The 16,979-nt window shown below is 38.2% G+C and carries 12 protein-coding genes, 1 tRNA gene and 1 pseudogene; 6 read left to right on the top strand and 8 right to left on the bottom strand.

What is annotated here, in order from left to right; genetic code table 11:
• The first annotated feature begins 61 nt into the window (after positions 1-61).
• Positions 62-745: pseudogene (locus tag HMPREF9699_RS11100) on the top strand (IS1 family transposase).
• Positions 746-832: 87 nt separating this feature from the next.
• Here the strand turns inward: HMPREF9699_RS11100 and HMPREF9699_RS07670 are convergent.
• Together HMPREF9699_RS07670 and gyrA are read right to left on the bottom strand one after the other, a co-directional pair.
• Positions 833-2,230, bottom strand: coding sequence for a tetratricopeptide repeat protein (locus tag HMPREF9699_RS07670; RefSeq protein WP_245946144.1), 1,398 nt, complete (start codon positions 2,228-2,230; stop codon positions 833-835).
• Positions 2,208-4,772 (bottom strand): DNA gyrase subunit A, encoded by a 2,565-nt coding sequence (gene gyrA, locus HMPREF9699_RS07665; protein ID WP_002663833.1) that lies wholly within the window; start codon positions 4,770-4,772, stop codon positions 2,208-2,210. Before gyrA ends, HMPREF9699_RS07670 begins: the two co-directional genes overlap by 23 nt.
• A 120-nt stretch (positions 4,773-4,892) precedes the next feature.
• Here gyrA and HMPREF9699_RS07660 point away from each other — a divergent pair, with 120 nt between their 5' ends.
• Positions 4,893-5,195 (top strand): DUF4286 family protein, encoded by a 303-nt coding sequence (locus HMPREF9699_RS07660; RefSeq protein ID WP_002663831.1) that lies wholly within the window; start codon positions 4,893-4,895, stop codon positions 5,193-5,195.
• A gap of 124 nt (positions 5,196-5,319) precedes the next feature.
• Here HMPREF9699_RS07660 and HMPREF9699_RS07655 read toward each other — a convergent pair whose 3' ends face one another.
• Positions 5,320-5,853, bottom strand: coding sequence for a hypothetical protein (locus HMPREF9699_RS07655; RefSeq protein ID WP_002663829.1), 534 nt, complete (start codon positions 5,851-5,853; stop codon positions 5,320-5,322).
• A gap of 68 nt (positions 5,854-5,921) precedes the next feature.
• Between HMPREF9699_RS07655 and mgtE the strand changes: the two genes are divergently transcribed.
• Both mgtE and HMPREF9699_RS07645 read left to right on the top strand, forming a co-directional pair.
• Positions 5,922-7,250: a magnesium transporter gene (mgtE, locus tag HMPREF9699_RS07650; RefSeq protein ID WP_002663828.1), complete on the top strand. Its 1,329-nt coding sequence runs from the start codon at positions 5,922-5,924 to the stop codon at positions 7,248-7,250.
• A 4-nt stretch (positions 7,251-7,254) separates the two neighbouring features.
• Positions 7,255-7,980 carry an ABC transporter substrate-binding protein gene (locus HMPREF9699_RS07645; RefSeq protein ID WP_002663826.1) on the top strand — a complete coding sequence of 242 codons (726 nt, stop codon included), beginning with the start codon at positions 7,255-7,257 and terminating at the stop codon, positions 7,978-7,980.
• Here the strand turns inward: HMPREF9699_RS07645 and rsgA are convergent.
• The 5 genes from rsgA to HMPREF9699_RS07620 form a co-directional block, all read right to left on the bottom strand.
• Positions 7,960-8,886, bottom strand: a complete 927-nt coding sequence (gene rsgA, locus HMPREF9699_RS07640; RefSeq protein WP_002663824.1) for a ribosome small subunit-dependent GTPase A — start codon at positions 8,884-8,886, stop codon at positions 7,960-7,962. The genes HMPREF9699_RS07645 and rsgA overlap by 21 nt on opposite strands.
• Before the next feature lie 3 nt (positions 8,887-8,889).
• Positions 8,890-9,972 (bottom strand): chorismate mutase, encoded by a 1,083-nt coding sequence (locus HMPREF9699_RS07635; protein ID WP_002663822.1) that lies wholly within the window; start codon positions 9,970-9,972, stop codon positions 8,890-8,892.
• Between the two features lie 8 nt (positions 9,973-9,980).
• Positions 9,981-10,451 carry a hypothetical protein gene (locus HMPREF9699_RS07630; protein WP_002663821.1) on the bottom strand — a complete coding sequence of 157 codons (471 nt, stop codon included), beginning with the start codon at positions 10,449-10,451 and terminating at the stop codon, positions 9,981-9,983.
• Between the two features lie 173 nt (positions 10,452-10,624).
• A complete protein-coding gene (gene dnaX / locus HMPREF9699_RS07625; RefSeq protein WP_002663820.1) occupies positions 10,625-11,713 on the bottom strand; it encodes a DNA polymerase III subunit gamma/tau in 1,089 nt (362 codons plus the stop codon).
• A gap of 46 nt (positions 11,714-11,759) precedes the next feature.
• Positions 11,760-11,831, bottom strand: a tRNA-Arg gene (locus HMPREF9699_RS07620).
• 90 nt (positions 11,832-11,921) lie between these two features.
• Here HMPREF9699_RS07620 and HMPREF9699_RS07615 point away from each other — a divergent pair.
• Positions 11,922-12,959 carry an acyl-CoA reductase gene (locus HMPREF9699_RS07615; RefSeq protein WP_002663819.1) on the top strand — a complete coding sequence of 346 codons (1,038 nt, stop codon included), beginning with the start codon at positions 11,922-11,924 and terminating at the stop codon, positions 12,957-12,959.
• Positions 12,960-13,028: 69 nt separating this feature from the next.
• On the top strand, positions 13,029-16,718 hold the full coding sequence (locus HMPREF9699_RS07610; protein WP_002663818.1) for a phosphoribosylformylglycinamidine synthase: 3,690 nt from the start codon (positions 13,029-13,031) through the stop codon (positions 16,716-16,718).
• The last annotated feature ends 261 nt before the right edge of the window (positions 16,719-16,979 follow it).

Raw genomic sequence — 16,979 nt, 5'->3', positions numbered from 1 at the left:
GCAGAATATGGTGTTAATATTTGGTATTGTTATTCTGATATATTTTATATAATTTAGCGTCATGAAATGTACCAGATGTGAATCGTTAAATCAAGATTAAAGCAGGTTTTGTTGGAGGCAGACAGCGATATAAATGTAAAGACTGTGGTTATTTTTTCAGTGTTGAGAAGAAATCGGATGTGAAAACGCCAGAACAAAAGCGTCTTGCTTTGCAAATGTATTTGGAAGGATTAGGATTTCGAGCTATTGGAAGGATATTGAATATTAGCTACGGAACGGTTTATCGGTGGGTAAAGAAATGGGAAGAATCTGTGGAACTACCTCAGAATGAAGAGCCTATTGAGATAGTGGAATTGGACGAGATTCACAGTTATGTACAGTCAAAAAAAACTACTGTTGGAGCTGGATTGCTATTGATAGACTTGGAAAAAAGTTCATCGGTTTTGTTTGTGGCAAACGAGACACAGAAACTTTCTTAGAACTTTGGAAGAAATTGAAAAGCAGGGATATCAATGGTTTTTGTAGCGATTATTGGAAGAGTTATTCAGAGGTAATTCCAAGTGAAAAGCATATGGAATCCAAAGCAGAAACCTTTACAGTGGAGGGATATAATAGTAGAATAAGACATTATTTGGCAAGATTTAAAAGAAAAGGAAAATGTTACTCGAAGTCAAAAACAATGTTAGAAAATTCCTTGAAACTTTTATTCCTGAAGCTGAATAATCAATTAAATATAATAATTTAACAATGCCGTTATTTGGACTTTTTTGGCATTACCTAAAAAAAGGAACCTCATTTCGAGGTTCCCTTTTTTTTGTATTTTTAGCTTGGGCTAGTTGCCTTTTAAAGCAGCTTCTTTGGCTTTAAATTCGTTGTATTTTGCATCGTTTTTAGTAGATTGATAAAGACCTTTCAGCATAGAAACCACTTCTATATTGTTTGGATTGATGCTATACCATTTTTCAAATACGGGAATAGCCGTCTTAAATCTTTCTCTACGAACTTCTAAAAGTCTATCTCTTTCAGCTCCTTTGGCTGCTCTGATTTCATTTACCGCTTTACTATCATCCCCCATCAATAGATTTCCTAAATTTTGGTAAGCATTTTCCATTTTAGGGTCTATAGAGATTGCTTTTTCAAAGGCTTTTTTTGCTTCTTCCTTATTAGCTTCTTCGTTAGAAAGAATAACGCCTAGGTTATACCAGTTCATGGCATCATTTGGATTTTTTTCTAATGTAGCACGAAGTGATTTTGCAAATTCATCGGTTTTTCCTGCTTTGAAATAGGCCAACCCCTGCAGTGTTCCGAATCTTGCATTCTTCGGATACTTTGCTATGGCTTTTTCTAGGAAAGTTATGGCTTCATCATTTCTGTTATTATCTACCAAGAGTGTACCGTATAAATCATATAAATCTTGCTCTATGTTTTTGCTGGTTTCTGTTTTGAAATCCGTGTAGTCTGAACTTTGCTTTACTAAGTCCCAAGTGCCTTTATCAAAATTTTCTACTTTTCCTGTCTTCTTATTTTTTGCAGAATAAGATGTCTGAACACCTGTGTAATTCGTGTCAATTAGTTTTTTATAGGCATTGATGGCTCTGTCAGCATCTTTAGCATTCATATAGCTTAAGGCCGCATTGTAGAGAATTTGTCCATCATTTTGTCCCGAAGCAGCCAAGAGATAGTAGGTTTCTTCAAATTTTTTTCCTGCCTCTGCATAATTTTTAGCATTGTAAGCATTAATCGCATCATTATTGGCTTTTTGAATCAATGGATTAATCATATTAATGAGTGCATTAAGATGTTGAGGCGTATATTTTTCCTCTTTTAGTCCAGTAACTCCCGAAGCATCAGCAGCAGTTTTTCCTACAAAATATACTCTATTTTTATTAGAATCTCTTCCCGTATAGATTTTGCTTTTGCCCAAGTCTGCTATTTTTGCTAAATAACTTGCCCCTTCGGTATTTTTTCCTTGCTTCATTGCCAGCATTCCTTTGGCAAAATAGTATTGCTCTTGGAGCTCGGGGGTAAGCAGATGTAGGTTTCCATTAAGGATGCTTTCAGCTGCGGAGAGCTGTGTAGCTGCTGTAGAAATATCGTTAGATTCTATTGCTTTAAAAGCATTGGTTACCTCTTTCTTTTGTCCGAAAGAAAGTGTGGTGATGGCCATTAAAAGACCGATACTCAATTTTTTCATTGGTACAAATAGTTTAAGATTCAGTATTATGTTCATTATTTTCAGAAGCAGTTCCTGGAGTATTTTCTGATGTTTCCGCAGATTTATTTTCATTATCCCCTTCCATGATTTCCGCGTCTTCTACAGATTTGTCCATTTCCACTTTAGCGATGGCGGCTATTTCATCATTACCTTTTAGGTTAATGAGTTTCACACCTTGCGTATTTCTGCCCATTACACGGAGTTCATCTACACTCATTCTAATGGCTACGCCAGATTTATTGATAATCATAAGTCCATCTTCATCGGTTACGGACTGGATAGCAACTAAATCTCCTGTTTTTTCAGTGATATTAAGGGTGATGACTCCCTTTCCGCCTCGGTTGGTTTCGCGGTAATCTAGTACAGCCGAGCGTTTTCCGTAGCCTTTCTCGGAAACCACAAGTACAGATTCTTGCTCTAAGTCATTGACTACAATCATTCCTACAACTTCATCATTGTCCTCCAATGAAATTCCTCTTACACCGATGGAGCCTCTTCCCACTGCTCTGGCTTTTTCTTCTGGGAAGCGGATACATTTTCCTTTTTTAGTAGCAATCATAATTTGCGAAGAACCATTGGTTAATCTCGCACCAAGAAGCTGGTCATCTTCACGAATTTCGATGGCATTGATACCATTGGTTCTCGGTCTTGAGTAGGCTTCGAGGGAAGTTTTTTTCACGGTACCGTTTTTGGTAATCATTACCACAAACATTTGATTGATGTATTCTTCGTCTTTTAGATCATTGGTACGGATGTAGGCTTTCACCTTGTCATCAGGCTCTATGTTGATGAGATTTTGGATGGCTCTCCCTTTTGCCGTTCTGGAACCTTCTGGTATTTCGAAGACTCTGAGCCAATAGCATTTTCCTTTTTCGGTAAAGAAAAGCATATACTGATGATTTGTAGCCGAAACGATGTATTCGAGGAAATCTTCATCTCTCGTGGTAGCGGCTTTGTTTCCTACGCCACCACGACTTTGGATTCTGTATTCTGAAAGCAGTGTTCTTTTGATGTATCCAGCATGAGATATGGTAACCACCACAGATTCGTTTGGAATAAAATCCTCTATGGACATATTTCCACCTGCAAAATCAATTTCTGTGCGTCTTTCATCTCCGTATTTTTCTTTGATTTCTAGCATTTCGTTTTTGATAATCTCAAAACGACGAGGTTCATTGCTCAGAATATCTTCCAAATCTTTGATAATCGCCATAATTTCCTCATACTCATCACGGATTTTGTCTAGTTCCATTCCCGTGAGCCTTGCCAATCTCAAATCAAGAACTGCTTGTGCCTGAATTTCAGAAAGGTCAAATTCTGTAATGAGTCCCTCTTTGGCTTGGCTTGGATTGGCACTATTTCTAATAATGGCAATGGCTCTATCCAAGGTGTCTTGTGTAGCAATCACCTTCATAAAGCCTTCTAAGATATGGGCTCTTTCTTTGGCCTTTTTCAGCTCGTATTGTGTACGGCGAACCACTACTTCGTGTCTGTGGTCCACGAAATGACGAATGATGTCTTTCAGATTGAGTTGCTCTGGTCGGCCATTGACCAATGCGATATTATTCACACTGAAAGAAGTCTGTAGTGCAGTGTATTTATAGAGAAGATTAAGAACTACATTCGGAATAGCATCGTTTTTTAGTTCATATACCACACGCATTCCTCGTCTATCCGATTCATCACGAATTTCGTAAATGCCTGTAATTTTCTCTTCTTTGATCAGTTCAGAAGTACGGGCAATCATTTCTGCCTTGTTTATCTGATAAGGAATTTCCGTTACGATGATGGCATTTCTGTTATGCACTTCCTCAAAATGTACTTTTGCACGGAGTATGATTCTTCCTCGTCCTGTGTGGAAAGCATCTCTTACGCCTTCATATCCGTAGATAATACCACCTGTAGGAAAATCAGGAGCGGTGATATGCTGCATCAGCTCATCTATGGTAATGTCTCTATTATCTATGTAAGCACAAATACCATCCACAGCTTCTGATAGGTTATGTGGTGCCATATTGGTTGCCATACCTACAGCAATTCCCGAAGTTCCATTTACCAATAAATTTGGAATTTTAGTAGGGAGTACGGTAGGTTCAGTGAGTGAATCATCAAAGTTATTCTGAAAATCTACCGTTTCTTTATCTAGGTCTGCTAATACTTCATCAGAGATTTTCTTAAGTCTTGCTTCAGTATAACGCATTGCCGCAGGAGGGTCTCCATCCATAGAACCAAAGTTCCCTTGTCCATCTACTTGTGGATACCTCAAGCTCCAAGGCTGTGCCATACGCACCATGGCATCATATACGGAGGAATCTCCATGGGGGTGATATTTACCAAGTACATCCCCCACAATTCTAGCAGATTTTAAATATTTCTTGTTTGAAAAAACGCCCAAACCATACATGCCATAAAGTACTCTACGGTGTACGGGCTTCAGTCCATCTCGAACATCAGGTAATGCTCTAGATACAATCACCGACATTGAATAATCAATGTAGGAAGATTTCATTTCATCTACAATGTTAATGGGAATTAACCTTTCTCCTTCTGTATTCATAATTTTTTACTTTCTTACATAAAATAGGAAAAATAAGTACAGATTTTTCCTTTAAAACAAAGAGCGAATTTACGAAAAAAAACCGATTTTTGCAGTCTTAAATCATAAAAAAAATATAAAATGGCGATATTAAGTGTGAGTTTTCATGCTACCCCTGAAAAAATAGAAGATTGGAAAGTGTATTTGCAGGGTTCTGTAATGCCTTGGGCAAAAAACTTTTGTGGCGAAAAGAGAGTTTTACTCTCAGAAATAGAAACCGAAGTAGTAGCCGAAGGAAAAAATTATAATTTGTTGTTGTTTTTTGACAATGCTACTTTGAGAAATCATTTTTTTGATGAAAAAATTGCTCTTTTAATCAAAGACATTACAGCTACTTTTGGAAACGAAGTAATGGTATTCCCATCTAAACTGAATCAGATATAAATTGAGCTACTGGCGAATAGCTTTTGGCTTCTAGCTTTTTAGCCTTTTAGCTTTCTAACTTCCAATATCTAATTTCTAACATCTCATCTCTAAAATCATTATACCTTGTACAATTTCTAATCCATCATTCCTCTTCCACATAATCCTCGTATTTTAAACTGGAGTCAATGGCAAATTTTCTGAGGAGTGCCATTTCTTTCACTGCTTTCTTCTTACCAAGGTAGGAAGCATAATATACTAAGCCTAAGAGAACGAGCATAACGAATGAAGCAGAAAGCCCCCAAGTGTATTCATGTGATTTTATTTGGATGCCTACAAACCAAAGTGTAAAGAAAACCATCCACAACACACTGAAAATAAAATACAAAAACATAAATAGCGTCCACATATTAGCTCCCGGACCGAAAACTCCACGGATGACCGTATGCCCATCTTCTTCCTTCGCTCTAAGGGTAAGATAGGGTTTCCAGTAAGTATCTTCAGAGGTAATCACTGATATGGTAGCCAGTTCAAAATTCACTGTTCCAGAGTAACGGTCTTTATGATTTTCTAAAAACTTTTTTAGTTTCATATGGTATTTTTCAGGGGACATATTGGTGTGAATTTTAAATCGTGGCCGACTTCTGATTTTGTCCAAAGTAGTCTGTTGTGCTTTCATACCAAAATACTTTTTATCCAAATGTACGAAATATTATTTTTTTCAATCTTTTACCTTATTTTTGCACAATGAAACTTCAAGACTCTGAAATGATTCAACAAAATGTAGAGGATATTGCCGAGGAACTCTGTCAGCTCTCTCCGGACGATAGATTATTGGCTTTCTTGAAGTTACCCACAGATTCTAAGGCAGAAGTTTTTTCTCATATTGAGCCTCATTTTCAGGAAGATATTATCCGAAGTATAGGTAATGAAGAAGTAGCGAATATCCTCAATGAGATGACCCCAGATGATAGAACACAGCTTTTTGAAGATTTCCCCGATGAACTGATTAAATACTCTATTAATCTACTAAAACCTAGAGAGAGACATATTGCTCTGAAACTGCTTGGCTATCATGAGGATTCCGTAGCGAGGATGATGACGCCGTACTATATCCAAATTCGTAAAGAATGGACGGTAAAGAAGTGCTTTCAGCATATTAAAAAAATCGGTGGAAAGGTGGAGACCATGCACTATCTATATGTGGTGGATAGGCAGAATAAACTTATTGATGACCTTGATATTCGTATTCTGCTTTTAGCAGAGGAAGACCAATTGGTATCAGAACTTACAGATAATCATTTCGTTGCGATAACTACCACTACTTCTAAGGAAGATGCTGTTTCTTATTTTGAAAAGTATGACCGCTCTGCAATGCCCATTGTTACTAGTTCGGGTGTACTGGTAGGCATCGTAACCATTGATGATATTTTAGACCAGATAGAATCTCAAAATACAGAGGATATTCAGAAATTTGGAGGGATGGAAGCCTTGGATGAACCTTATCTTCAGACGCATTGGTTTGAAATGATTAAAAAGAGAGGGTTTTGGCTTATCGTACTGTTTTTTCTACAACTGATTACCACTTCGGTAATGGGAATTTATGAAACTGAAATAGAGAAAGCTGTGGTATTGGCACTTTTCATTCCACTGATTATTTCTAGTGGGGGAAACTCTGGTTCTCAAGCAGCTACGCTAATCATTCGTGCTATGGCATTACAAGAGGTAACACTGAAAGACTGGTGGACGGTGATGCGAAAAGAAATAGTAACAGGTGCATTTTTAGGCACTTTGCTCGGAGTTTTTGGTTTTCTTAGAATCACTATTTGGCAACAGATGGGGTGGTTTGATTACGGTGAACATTGGTTTTTTGTAGGGCTAAGTGCAGCCATTTCCTTGGCAATGATTGTGCTTTGGGGAACACTCTCAGGGTCTATGGTGCCTTTTATTTTGAAGAGATTAAAACTAGACCCTGCGGCTTCATCTGCTCCATTTGTTGCTACTTTAGTGGATGTTACGGGGCTTATTCTCTACTTTACCATTGCGGCTGCATTGCTTACAGGGAAATTATTGTAAAATTATGAAAATCATTTCTTTAGTGCCTTCTCTTACCGAAACTTTGGTAGATTTTGGACTAAGGGAAGATGAATTGGTGGGGAGAACGAAATTCTGTATTCATCCAAGCCCTTTCATTGACCAAATTCCCATCATCGGAGGCACGAAAAATATTCGGATAGAAAAAATTTTGGAACTCCAGCCAGATCTTGTCATCGCCAGTAAGGAAGAGAATGTAAAGGAACAGATAGAAGAACTTCAGAAGTATGTTCCTGTGATGGTTACGGATATTGCCACGATATCTGATGCCATTCACACTATGAAAATAATCGCAGAAAAAATAGGCAAAAAAACTACAGCAATGCCTATCATTTCAGTCATAGAAGAAATGTATCAAACTTCCCAAGAATCATTGGGAAAAACTGTTTCTTATTTGATTTGGACAGCACCGAATATGTCTATTGGTCATGATACTTTTATTCATTCTATGTTGGCACATTTCGGTTTTGAGAACAGTATGAAAAATCATACCCGATATCCATACATCAGTGATGAAATTTTATCTCATTCGGATTTTATCTTTCTCTCCTCAGAGCCTTATCCTTTTTCAGAAAAGCATGTGGCACTATTCCAAGAAAAATTTCCTAACTCCCAAGTAATTTTGGTAGATGGAGAAGCCTTTTCATGGTATGGAACCAGAATGAGGAAATCCATGTATTATCTTTCTGAATTAAAACTTTCTGTTTTCTAATTCCTCATCTAATAGCTTGGTGTAGGTGGCGTAGCGGGTGTCAGAAATTTCGCCGGTCTCTATGGCAGTAAGAACTTGGCATTGAGGTTCATTAATATGAAGACAGTTATGGTATTTACATGTTCTACCTATCTCAAAAATTTCAGGGAAAAAGTGCTGAATTTCCTCTCTTTCTACATCTATCATGGCAAATTCTCTTACACCAGGGGTATCTATTACACTACCGCCGAAATCCCAGAAATGCATCTGTGCGAAAGTAGTGGTATGTTTTCCTTTGAGATGAACCTCGGAAATTTCAGAGGTTTTCAGATTGAGGTCAGGCTGTAAGGCATTGACCAAAGTGGATTTTCCAGCACCAGAATGCCCGAAAAATACGGAAATTTTATCTTTTAAAATATCCTTTAAAGTAGCTAAGTTTTCACCCGTCTGTGCCGATACTTCTAGCATAGAATAGGGGAGTGGCTTATAGATTTCTTGGATGATGGACAGCACTTCTTTATCAGCATCCGTAAGTAAGTCTATTTTATTAAAAATAATCAGTGGTGGAATGGAATATGCTTCGCAACAGGCTAGAAATCGGTCTAAAAAACCTAAAGAGGTTTCAGGATTTTTTACCGTGAAAAGGAAACAGGCAATATCCACATTAGAGGCAATGATATGGGCTTCTTTGGAGAGATTGACAGATTTTCTGATGAGATAGTTTTCTCTTGGGTGGATATGTGTTACCCAAGCAATGCCATCGGTATCCATTTCGAAATCTACCTTATCTCCTACAGCCAAAGGATTGGTAAGGCGTATTTTTTTGAGTTTAAATTTTCCACGAATTCTTGCCTCATAAAACAAACCGCTTTTATTTTCCAAAACTTGATACCAGCTTCCTGTAGATTTGGTGATAGTTCCTGTCATATTTTACTTATTTTGAGCGATAAATCTGTGTTGTATCTCAATACTTTCTTCATGAATAGATTTAAAAATTTTTTGTACAAAATCTTCTGATAATTGGTTTTCATTAGCTAAAATCATCACATTATTCATGATTTCTTTCCATCTTTCAGGCTGGAAAACTTGTGCATTTTTCGCTTGTTTTACTTTGGCTATTTTCTCAGAAAATTTCATCCTATCTTTCAGTAAACGGATAATTTGTTCATCTATTTCAGAAATGCCTATTCTATGTCTTTCTATTTCTTTGTCTAATGTTTCGTGTTTTTGGCATGGAGGATGGATACCTGTGATGATTTCTTTTAATTCTGATGGTGTAACTTGTTGATTCGCATCACTCCATGCTTCTGCAGGACGGATATGAGTTTCTATCATCATTCCATCATAGCCTAATGAAAATGCTTGCTGAGTAATATCGGCAATGCCTTCTCTTTTTCCCATGATGTGAGAAGGGTCTATAAGAAAAGGAATATTAGGCTGTACATTCATAAAATCAATGGCAAGTTGCCAATTGGGTTCATTTCTGAATTTCGTCTTGTGGTAAGTAGAAAAACCACGATGAATAGCACCTAATTTTGTAATTCCAGCACCCAGTAGTCTTTCAAAAGCTCCCAACCATAGTGCCAAATCAGGATTAACTGGGTTTTTGATGAGTACAGGAATGTCTTTCTCTTTTAGTGCATCTGCAATTTCTTGAACGGCAAATGGGTTAGCGGTAGTCCTTGCACCTATCCAAAGTATATCTACACCATGATCTAACGCTGCTTTTACATGTTCTGCATTGGCCACTTCGGTGGTAATTTTCATTCCGAAATCTTCTTTTACCTTTTTGAGCCATGGCAATCCTATGATGCCTACGCCCTCAAATCCGTTGGGCTTAGTCCTTGGTTTCCATATACCTGCACGGAAAATATTTACTTCAGGGGTATTTTCCTTTATTTTTTCAGCGGTACTGCACATTTGCTGTTCACTTTCTGCACTGCACGGCCCCGCAATGATAAGCGGCGAAGGAAATGTAGAAATCCAATTTTTAGATATGTCTTGTAGGTTCATAAAAGTGATTAATCGGTTAGGTCAAAATTAAAAATGCTATTAAGTTCGTTAAGAAGTGGATTTTTTTCTGCCAATTGTTCGAAAATCTTTCTCCGAGTAATTTTTTCTTTTTTCATTCTATGATTGATTTCAAACTGAGCCTCCACTGAAAAATGGTTTACCTTATGCTTAAATTCAGAAAAAAATTGAGGGCTTATTTTGTCAAATTCTGTTTTTGCCGTTTCAGAAGGGTACTGAATTTTTAGTGTATTTTCGTCCAGTTTATTGATTTTGAAATCACAAATAGCATTGTAAATGAAGAATTCTTTTTGTTTTAATTCGGATAAAAATTGATGCCAAAACTCCTGTACATCACTTTCAGCAAAATGGTTCTTAGGAAGATTTTGGGTATCAATGGTTTCCGTTTCTTCTTCTTTTTTCTGTTCTTGTTCTAATAATTGAGAGAACAAGTCAATAGAGGTAGAGGATGCCCTTTTCACGCCATCATTTCCCAGGGGAGCTGCCGCCTTTTTCGGTAGATGTTTTTTTTCAGTAAGAGAATGTGCCGAAGATGTACTGCCAGTTTGTGTATTTTGTACGGTATGTACAGCGGTATTTACTGATTTTATTTCTGATTTTTTAGAAACTTCCGTCCCTAGGGGGAAAGGTAAATTTATCCTAAACTTTTTTTTTTTGTATCGAAAGCATTATTGGTGAGACTTGCCAGTTGCATTAAAGCGATTTCTACCGTAAGTCTTGGGCTTTTTGAATTTTTATAGTTGATATCAGCGTGGTTACAAATCTCAATAGCATCTACCAAATGCTGGGGAAGCCACTCGCTGGCCTGCTGTCCTATTTTGGCTTTTGCATTTTCACCTACTTCCATTAGGCTAAGCGTTTTAGGACTTTGGGCAAACATTAAATCTCTGAAGTGATTTCCTAATCCAGCGATGAAAATATGAGGGTCAAATCCTTTTTTCACTATTGCATCAAACTTTGCTAAAAGTCCAGAAATATCATTCACTTTCGCTAAATCTACGATTTGTAAATACTCATCATAATCAAGGATGTTAAGGATTTCTGCCGCCTTTTGTAAGGTGATGTTTTTCTGTGAAAAAGTGGCTAATCGGTCAAAAATAGACAAAGCATCTCTAAGTGCACCATCGGCTTTTTGGGCGATGAGGTAGAGTGCATCTTCTTCATAAGCAATGCTTTCCTTTTGAGCTATTTTTTCTAAATGTTTCTGTATATCCCCTATGGTAATCCTCTTAAAGTCATAGATTTGGCATCTAGAAAGAATCGTAGGGATGATTTTATGTTTTTCAGTAGTCGCAAGGATAAAAATGGCGTGTGCAGGAGGTTCTTCTAATGTTTTCAAAAAAGCATTAAAAGCGGCAGTACTGAGCATGTGTACCTCATCTATGATATACACTTTGTATTTTCCTACTTGTGGAGCAAAACGAACTTGGTCTATCAGTCCACGGATATCATCTACAGAGTTGTTAGATGCGGCATCTAATTCATGGATATTATAAGCAAATCCATCTTCTGAAACAGAACCATCTTTTTCATTGATTTTTCTTGCTAAAATTCTTGCACAAGTGGTTTTTCCTACTCCTCTGGGACCACAGAATAAGAGTGCCTGTGCTAACTGACCTTCTTCAATGGCATGTTCCAAAGTATCAGTAATGTGAGATTGTCCCACCACGGTATCAAATTCTTGTGGGCGATATTTTCTCGCAGAAACGATGAAGTTTTCCATCTGAAAAAGGATTTTTATTTTCTAAATTATGACTTAGTATTACTTGTAGCCCCATCAGGAATCGAACCTGAACCAAAAGAACCGGAATCTTTTATTCTATCCATTAAACTATGGAGCCATTTTAGTGCAAAGATAATTTATTTTTATCAATTTTCAATTAAAATTCAATTCGGAAAATTTCGTAACTTTACGCTCAAATTTCATTACATTGAATACAGCTTTATTACAGTCGGCACTCCAAGTAGGACAGACCATTTTTGATTTTTTTCATCATGAAGAAAAATTAACCTACGAGCTAAAGCAGCAGTTTAAGGAAAAACTAAGAGAGACGGAAATAAAAAATGCTTGGTTCACTCAGGAAAATCTTCGTTTTGCTCTGCTACAATGGGCGGAGATGCTTACCGAAAAGGAACTTACAGCGTGGCTGAAAACATATACTTGGAAAGAAAAAGCACCGAAAAATATAGGACTCATACTGGCAGGGAATCTTCCTATGGTAGGTTTTCATGATATTTTAAGCGTATTATTTTCTGGGCATCATGCCATGATAAAACTTTCTTCTAAGGATACCGTTCTTATTCCTTTCATATTACAGCTGTGGCAGTCTTTTCATAGAGAACTCCTTCCTTTTACCATAGTGGAGAAATTGGAAAATATAGATGCACTCATCGCTACGGGAAGTAATAATACCGCTCAGTATTTATCACAGTATTTTAAAGATATTCCTCATATCATCAGAAAAAATAGAACTTCAGTAGCTGTATTATCGGGGGATGAGACTGATGCTGAGATTCAAAATCTGGCAAAAGATATTTTTACCTATTTCGGAATGGGATGCCGAAATGTAACCCGATTATTCTTACCAAAAGAAGTGGACTTAGCAAGGTTGTTTGAGAACTTTATCCAGTATGGAGAAATTATTAATCACCATGCGTATGCCAATAATTATGATTACAATAAGGCAATTTTCCTACTTAATCAAGATGAATTTTGGGACAATAATTTTGTAATGATGAGAGAGGAGCAGTCGCTTTTTAGCCCATTAAGTGTGTTGAATTTCAGTAGATATGAAAATATTTCTGAAGTAGAAGATTTTTTATCCATTCATGAAGAGGAAATACAGTGCGTAGTGTCATCTGTAGTATTAGAAAGAAAAACAGAAGCATTAGGAAACGCTCAATGTCCATCTCTCAGCATCTATGCAGATAATGTAGATACGATGGCTTTTTTGGAGAGGCTTAACTAAGAAAAAGAAATTTTTTAAAAATGGATTATAATTAAATTCAGAGATACACCATACAACGAGAATAAGAAAATGAATACAAGAATATATATAGAAAAAAAAGGGCTGTTCGATGTAGAAAGCCCCAAGGTTTTTGACGAAATCAAAGCCGTAGTGCCGAGCGTAAAGTCGGTAAGGGTGTATAATGTTTATGACATTTTCGGTTTAGAAGATGCTGAACTGAAAAAAGTAGTAGGAAATACCTTTGCAGACCCTGTTACGGACATTTTACACTATGAAAATCCAGCCCAGCATTTGTATTTTGCTACCGAGTTTTTACCTGGCCAGTACGACCAAAGAGCAGATTCTGCCGAGCAGTGCATCGCCTTGCTGACCAATAACGAAAGTGCAAAGGTGCGTAGTGGAAAACTCATAGAGCTGGAAGGCGTTTCGGAAACAGATTTAGTAAAAATCAAAAACTTACTCATCAATAAAGTAGAATCTCAAGAAAAAGACTTATCTATTCTTGAAATTCCTGCTGAGGAAACCCCAAATGAAGTGCCTACTTACGACCAATTTATTTCGTTCAATGAAAGCGAGTTAGAGCAATTTTACAATGAACACGGCTTTGCTTTTGGCTTGGACGATTTGGCTCATATCCAGCAGTATTTCCAATCGGAAAAGCGAAACCCTACGGAAACAGAACTCAAAGTGTTGGATACTTATTGGAGCGACCACTGCCGCCATACCACTTTTGAAACCGAACTGACCGATATTCAGTTTGAGGGGCAGTTTAAGGCAACTTTAGAACAGATTTTCGCTGATTATTTAGAAAAAAGAAAATTCTTAGGAAGAGAACATAAACCTATTTCCCTAATGGATTTGGCTACCGTCTGTGGGCGTTATTTCCACAAGACAGGGAAATTAGAAAACCTTGTTGTTTCTGATGAAATTAACGCTTGTACCATAAAAATAGAAGCCGAGTTTGATGGTAAAAAAGAACCTTGGTACCTCTTGTTCAAAAACGAAACGCACAATCACCCTACGGAAATAGAGCCTTTCGGCGGAGCTTCTACTTGTTTAGGGGGAGCCATTAGAGACCCACTATCTGGGCGTTCGTTTGTGTATCAGGCAATGCGTCTCAGTGGAGCTGCCGATGTTTTAGAACCGATTGAAAATACTTTGCCAGGCAAACTTCCTCAAAGAACCATCACGAAACAAGCTGCCAATGGCTATTCTTCTTACGGAAACCAAATCGGGTTGGCAACTACGCAGGTTTCAGAGATTTATCACGATGATTATAAGGCAAAACGCATGGAAGTAGGCTTCGTGGTGGGTGCTGTGCCAGTAGATTGGGTAAAACGCGAAAAGCCACAGGCAGGAGACGCTGTTATTATTCTCGGTGGAGCAACAGGGCGTGATGGTGTGGGCGGAGCTACGGGAAGCTCTAAAGAGCAAGACGAAACTTCTATCCATACCCTTTCTACGGAAGTGCAAAAAGGAAATGCGGTGGAGGAAAGAAAAATCCAACGCTTATTCAGAAAACCTGAAGTAACCAAGCTCATTAAAAAATCCAATGACTTTGGGGCAGGAGGCGTTTCTGTAGCCATCGGAGAAATTGCTGATAGTTTAGAAATCAATCTTGATGTGTTGCCTCTAAAATATGGAGGGCTGAACGGTACAGAACTCGCTATTTCTGAATCTCAGGAGCGTATGGCAGTGGTCATTGATGCGAAGGATAAGGAGCAATTTATCCAGTATTGTAAGGAAGAAAATATCCGTGCGGTTGAGGTAGCAAAAGTTACGGACAGTGGAAGAATGCAGATGTTCTGGCGTGGTAACAAAATCGTGGACTTAAGCCGTGATTTCCTAGATACCAATGGCTGTGCAAAATCTCAAGACGCTAAAATTACCCACCTTCAGGAGGTGAAAAAAGAAAATATCGCCTTCAATGAGGAGAATTTCCTTTCCTTATTAAAAGATAAAAATACCGCTTCTCAAAAGGGCTTATTGGAAATGTTTGATTCTACGGTGGGAGCGACTACCGTAGCGATGCCTTTGGGGGGTAAACATCAGCTCACACCTATGGAGGGTAGCGTGCAGACTTTACCTATCCTCGGGGCGAAAGATATAGAAACGGTATCTTTAGCATCGTGGGGCTTTGATGCGGAATTGTCCAAACAAAACTCTATGATAGGAGCAGCCAATGCCGTGGTGGAATCGGTAGCGAAAATCGTGGCAATGGGGGGCGATTACAGAAATATTCGCCTAAGTTTCCAAGAGTATTTTGAGAAATTGGGACAAAATCCAGAGAAGTGGGGGAAACCATTGGCTTCATTATTAGGGGCGTATGATGCTCAGATGAATTTTGAATTGGCAGCCATTGGCGGTAAAGATTCGATGAGTGGAACTTACCAAGACATCAATGTGCCACCAACTTTGATTTCCTTCGCTTGTGCCAATGGAGAGAAAAAGCATATCATTTCACCAGAGTTTAAGCAGGCAGGAAATACGCTCTATCTTTTCGAGCATCAGCCACAGGAAAATGGCTTACCGAATTATGAGAATTTAAAAGAGGTTTACCACTTCGTTCATGAGAATATCAAAAATGGAAACATCGTTTCGGTGAAAACGGTGAAAGAGGGAGGTGTAGCGGTAGCTTTGGCAAAGATGGCTTTCGGAAATGGTCTGGGAGCAGAGGTTGAGGTTGCTGAGGATTTATTGTTAAACAAAAACATCGGTTCGCTGATTATTGAGGCAAAAGGAGAATTAAATCACGAATTGTTAGGTGAAATAGGAGAGGTAAAGGAAAGTAAGGAACTTGTCATTAATAACTTGAAACTTCAAACTTCAAACCTTCAAACCGCCTATACGGCTACCTTTGAAAACCTTTTCCCTACGGTAGAGAAAGAGAAAATCGTCATTGATATTGATGAAAAGCTAAATTCCGTCAATCCGAGAAATATTATCATTAAGAAGCACAATATCGCTAAACCTCGTGTCTTTACGCCTGTATTCCCAGGAACGAACTGTGAGTATGAAACGCTCAATGCTTTCCATAAAGAAGGGGCAGAAGTGGCGATGAAACCGCTGATTAACCTCAATAATGATACGCTACAAGAAAGCATAGAAGCATGGGCGAAAGAAATAGATAATGCCCAAATCTTAGCATTTTCGGGAGGTTTCTCGGCAGGGGACGAACCTGATGGTTCGGCGAAATTCATCGTGAATGTGCTGAAAAACGAGACAATGAGAAATGCCGTACATCGTTTATTGGAACGCGATGGCTTGATTATCGGTATCTGTAATGGTTTCCAAGCCTTGGTAAAATCGGGATTATTGCCTTATGGGGAAATCCGTGATTTAGATGAAAATTCGCCTACCTTGGCTCATAATGCCATCGGGAGACATATCTCTCAAATGGTCAATGTAAAAGTAGTAAATGATGATAGCCCTTGGCTGAAAGGTACGAAAGACCAAATATTTACCATCCCTATTTCCCACGGAGAGGGGCGTTTTATGGCAAGTGAAGCGGTACTTACGGAACTCTATAAAAACGGACAAATCGCTACACAATATGTAGATTTGGAGGGTAACATCGCTCACGGCATGCCATTTAACCCGAATAATTCCCTTTTCGGAATTGAAGGGATTACCAGCCCTTGTGGTAAGATTTTCGGGCGAATGGGACACGGCGAACGCTATGCCACTGGCTTAGTTAAAAATATCCCAACCGCTAACTATCACAATGTGTTTAAAAACGGTGTGGAGTATTTTAAGTAAATTTTGCAGGGAAGCGATATCGCTTCCCTTTTTTGTAAAGTTTCATAAATATTCGCTAAAAGTTTTTGGCGTACATTACTATTTTTAAGAAGCTGTGGACAGGTGTTATTCTTCCTTTTAAAGGAGGTAAAGGAGAAGAAGAATATACTTGGAAATCTCACCATTTTATGAGGAAATAGCAAGAATCTTTCGGAAAAAATGTCTCGCTGCTCGGAAACATACAATTGCCGAGCGGCGAAACCTTCTCGCTGAGCGTCGAGA

It is taken from the genome of Bergeyella zoohelcum ATCC 43767 (assembly GCF_000301075.1).
GTDB classification, from domain to species: domain Bacteria; phylum Bacteroidota; class Bacteroidia; order Flavobacteriales; family Weeksellaceae; genus Bergeyella; species Bergeyella zoohelcum.
This window is presented reverse-complemented; position numbering and strand designations above follow the sequence as displayed.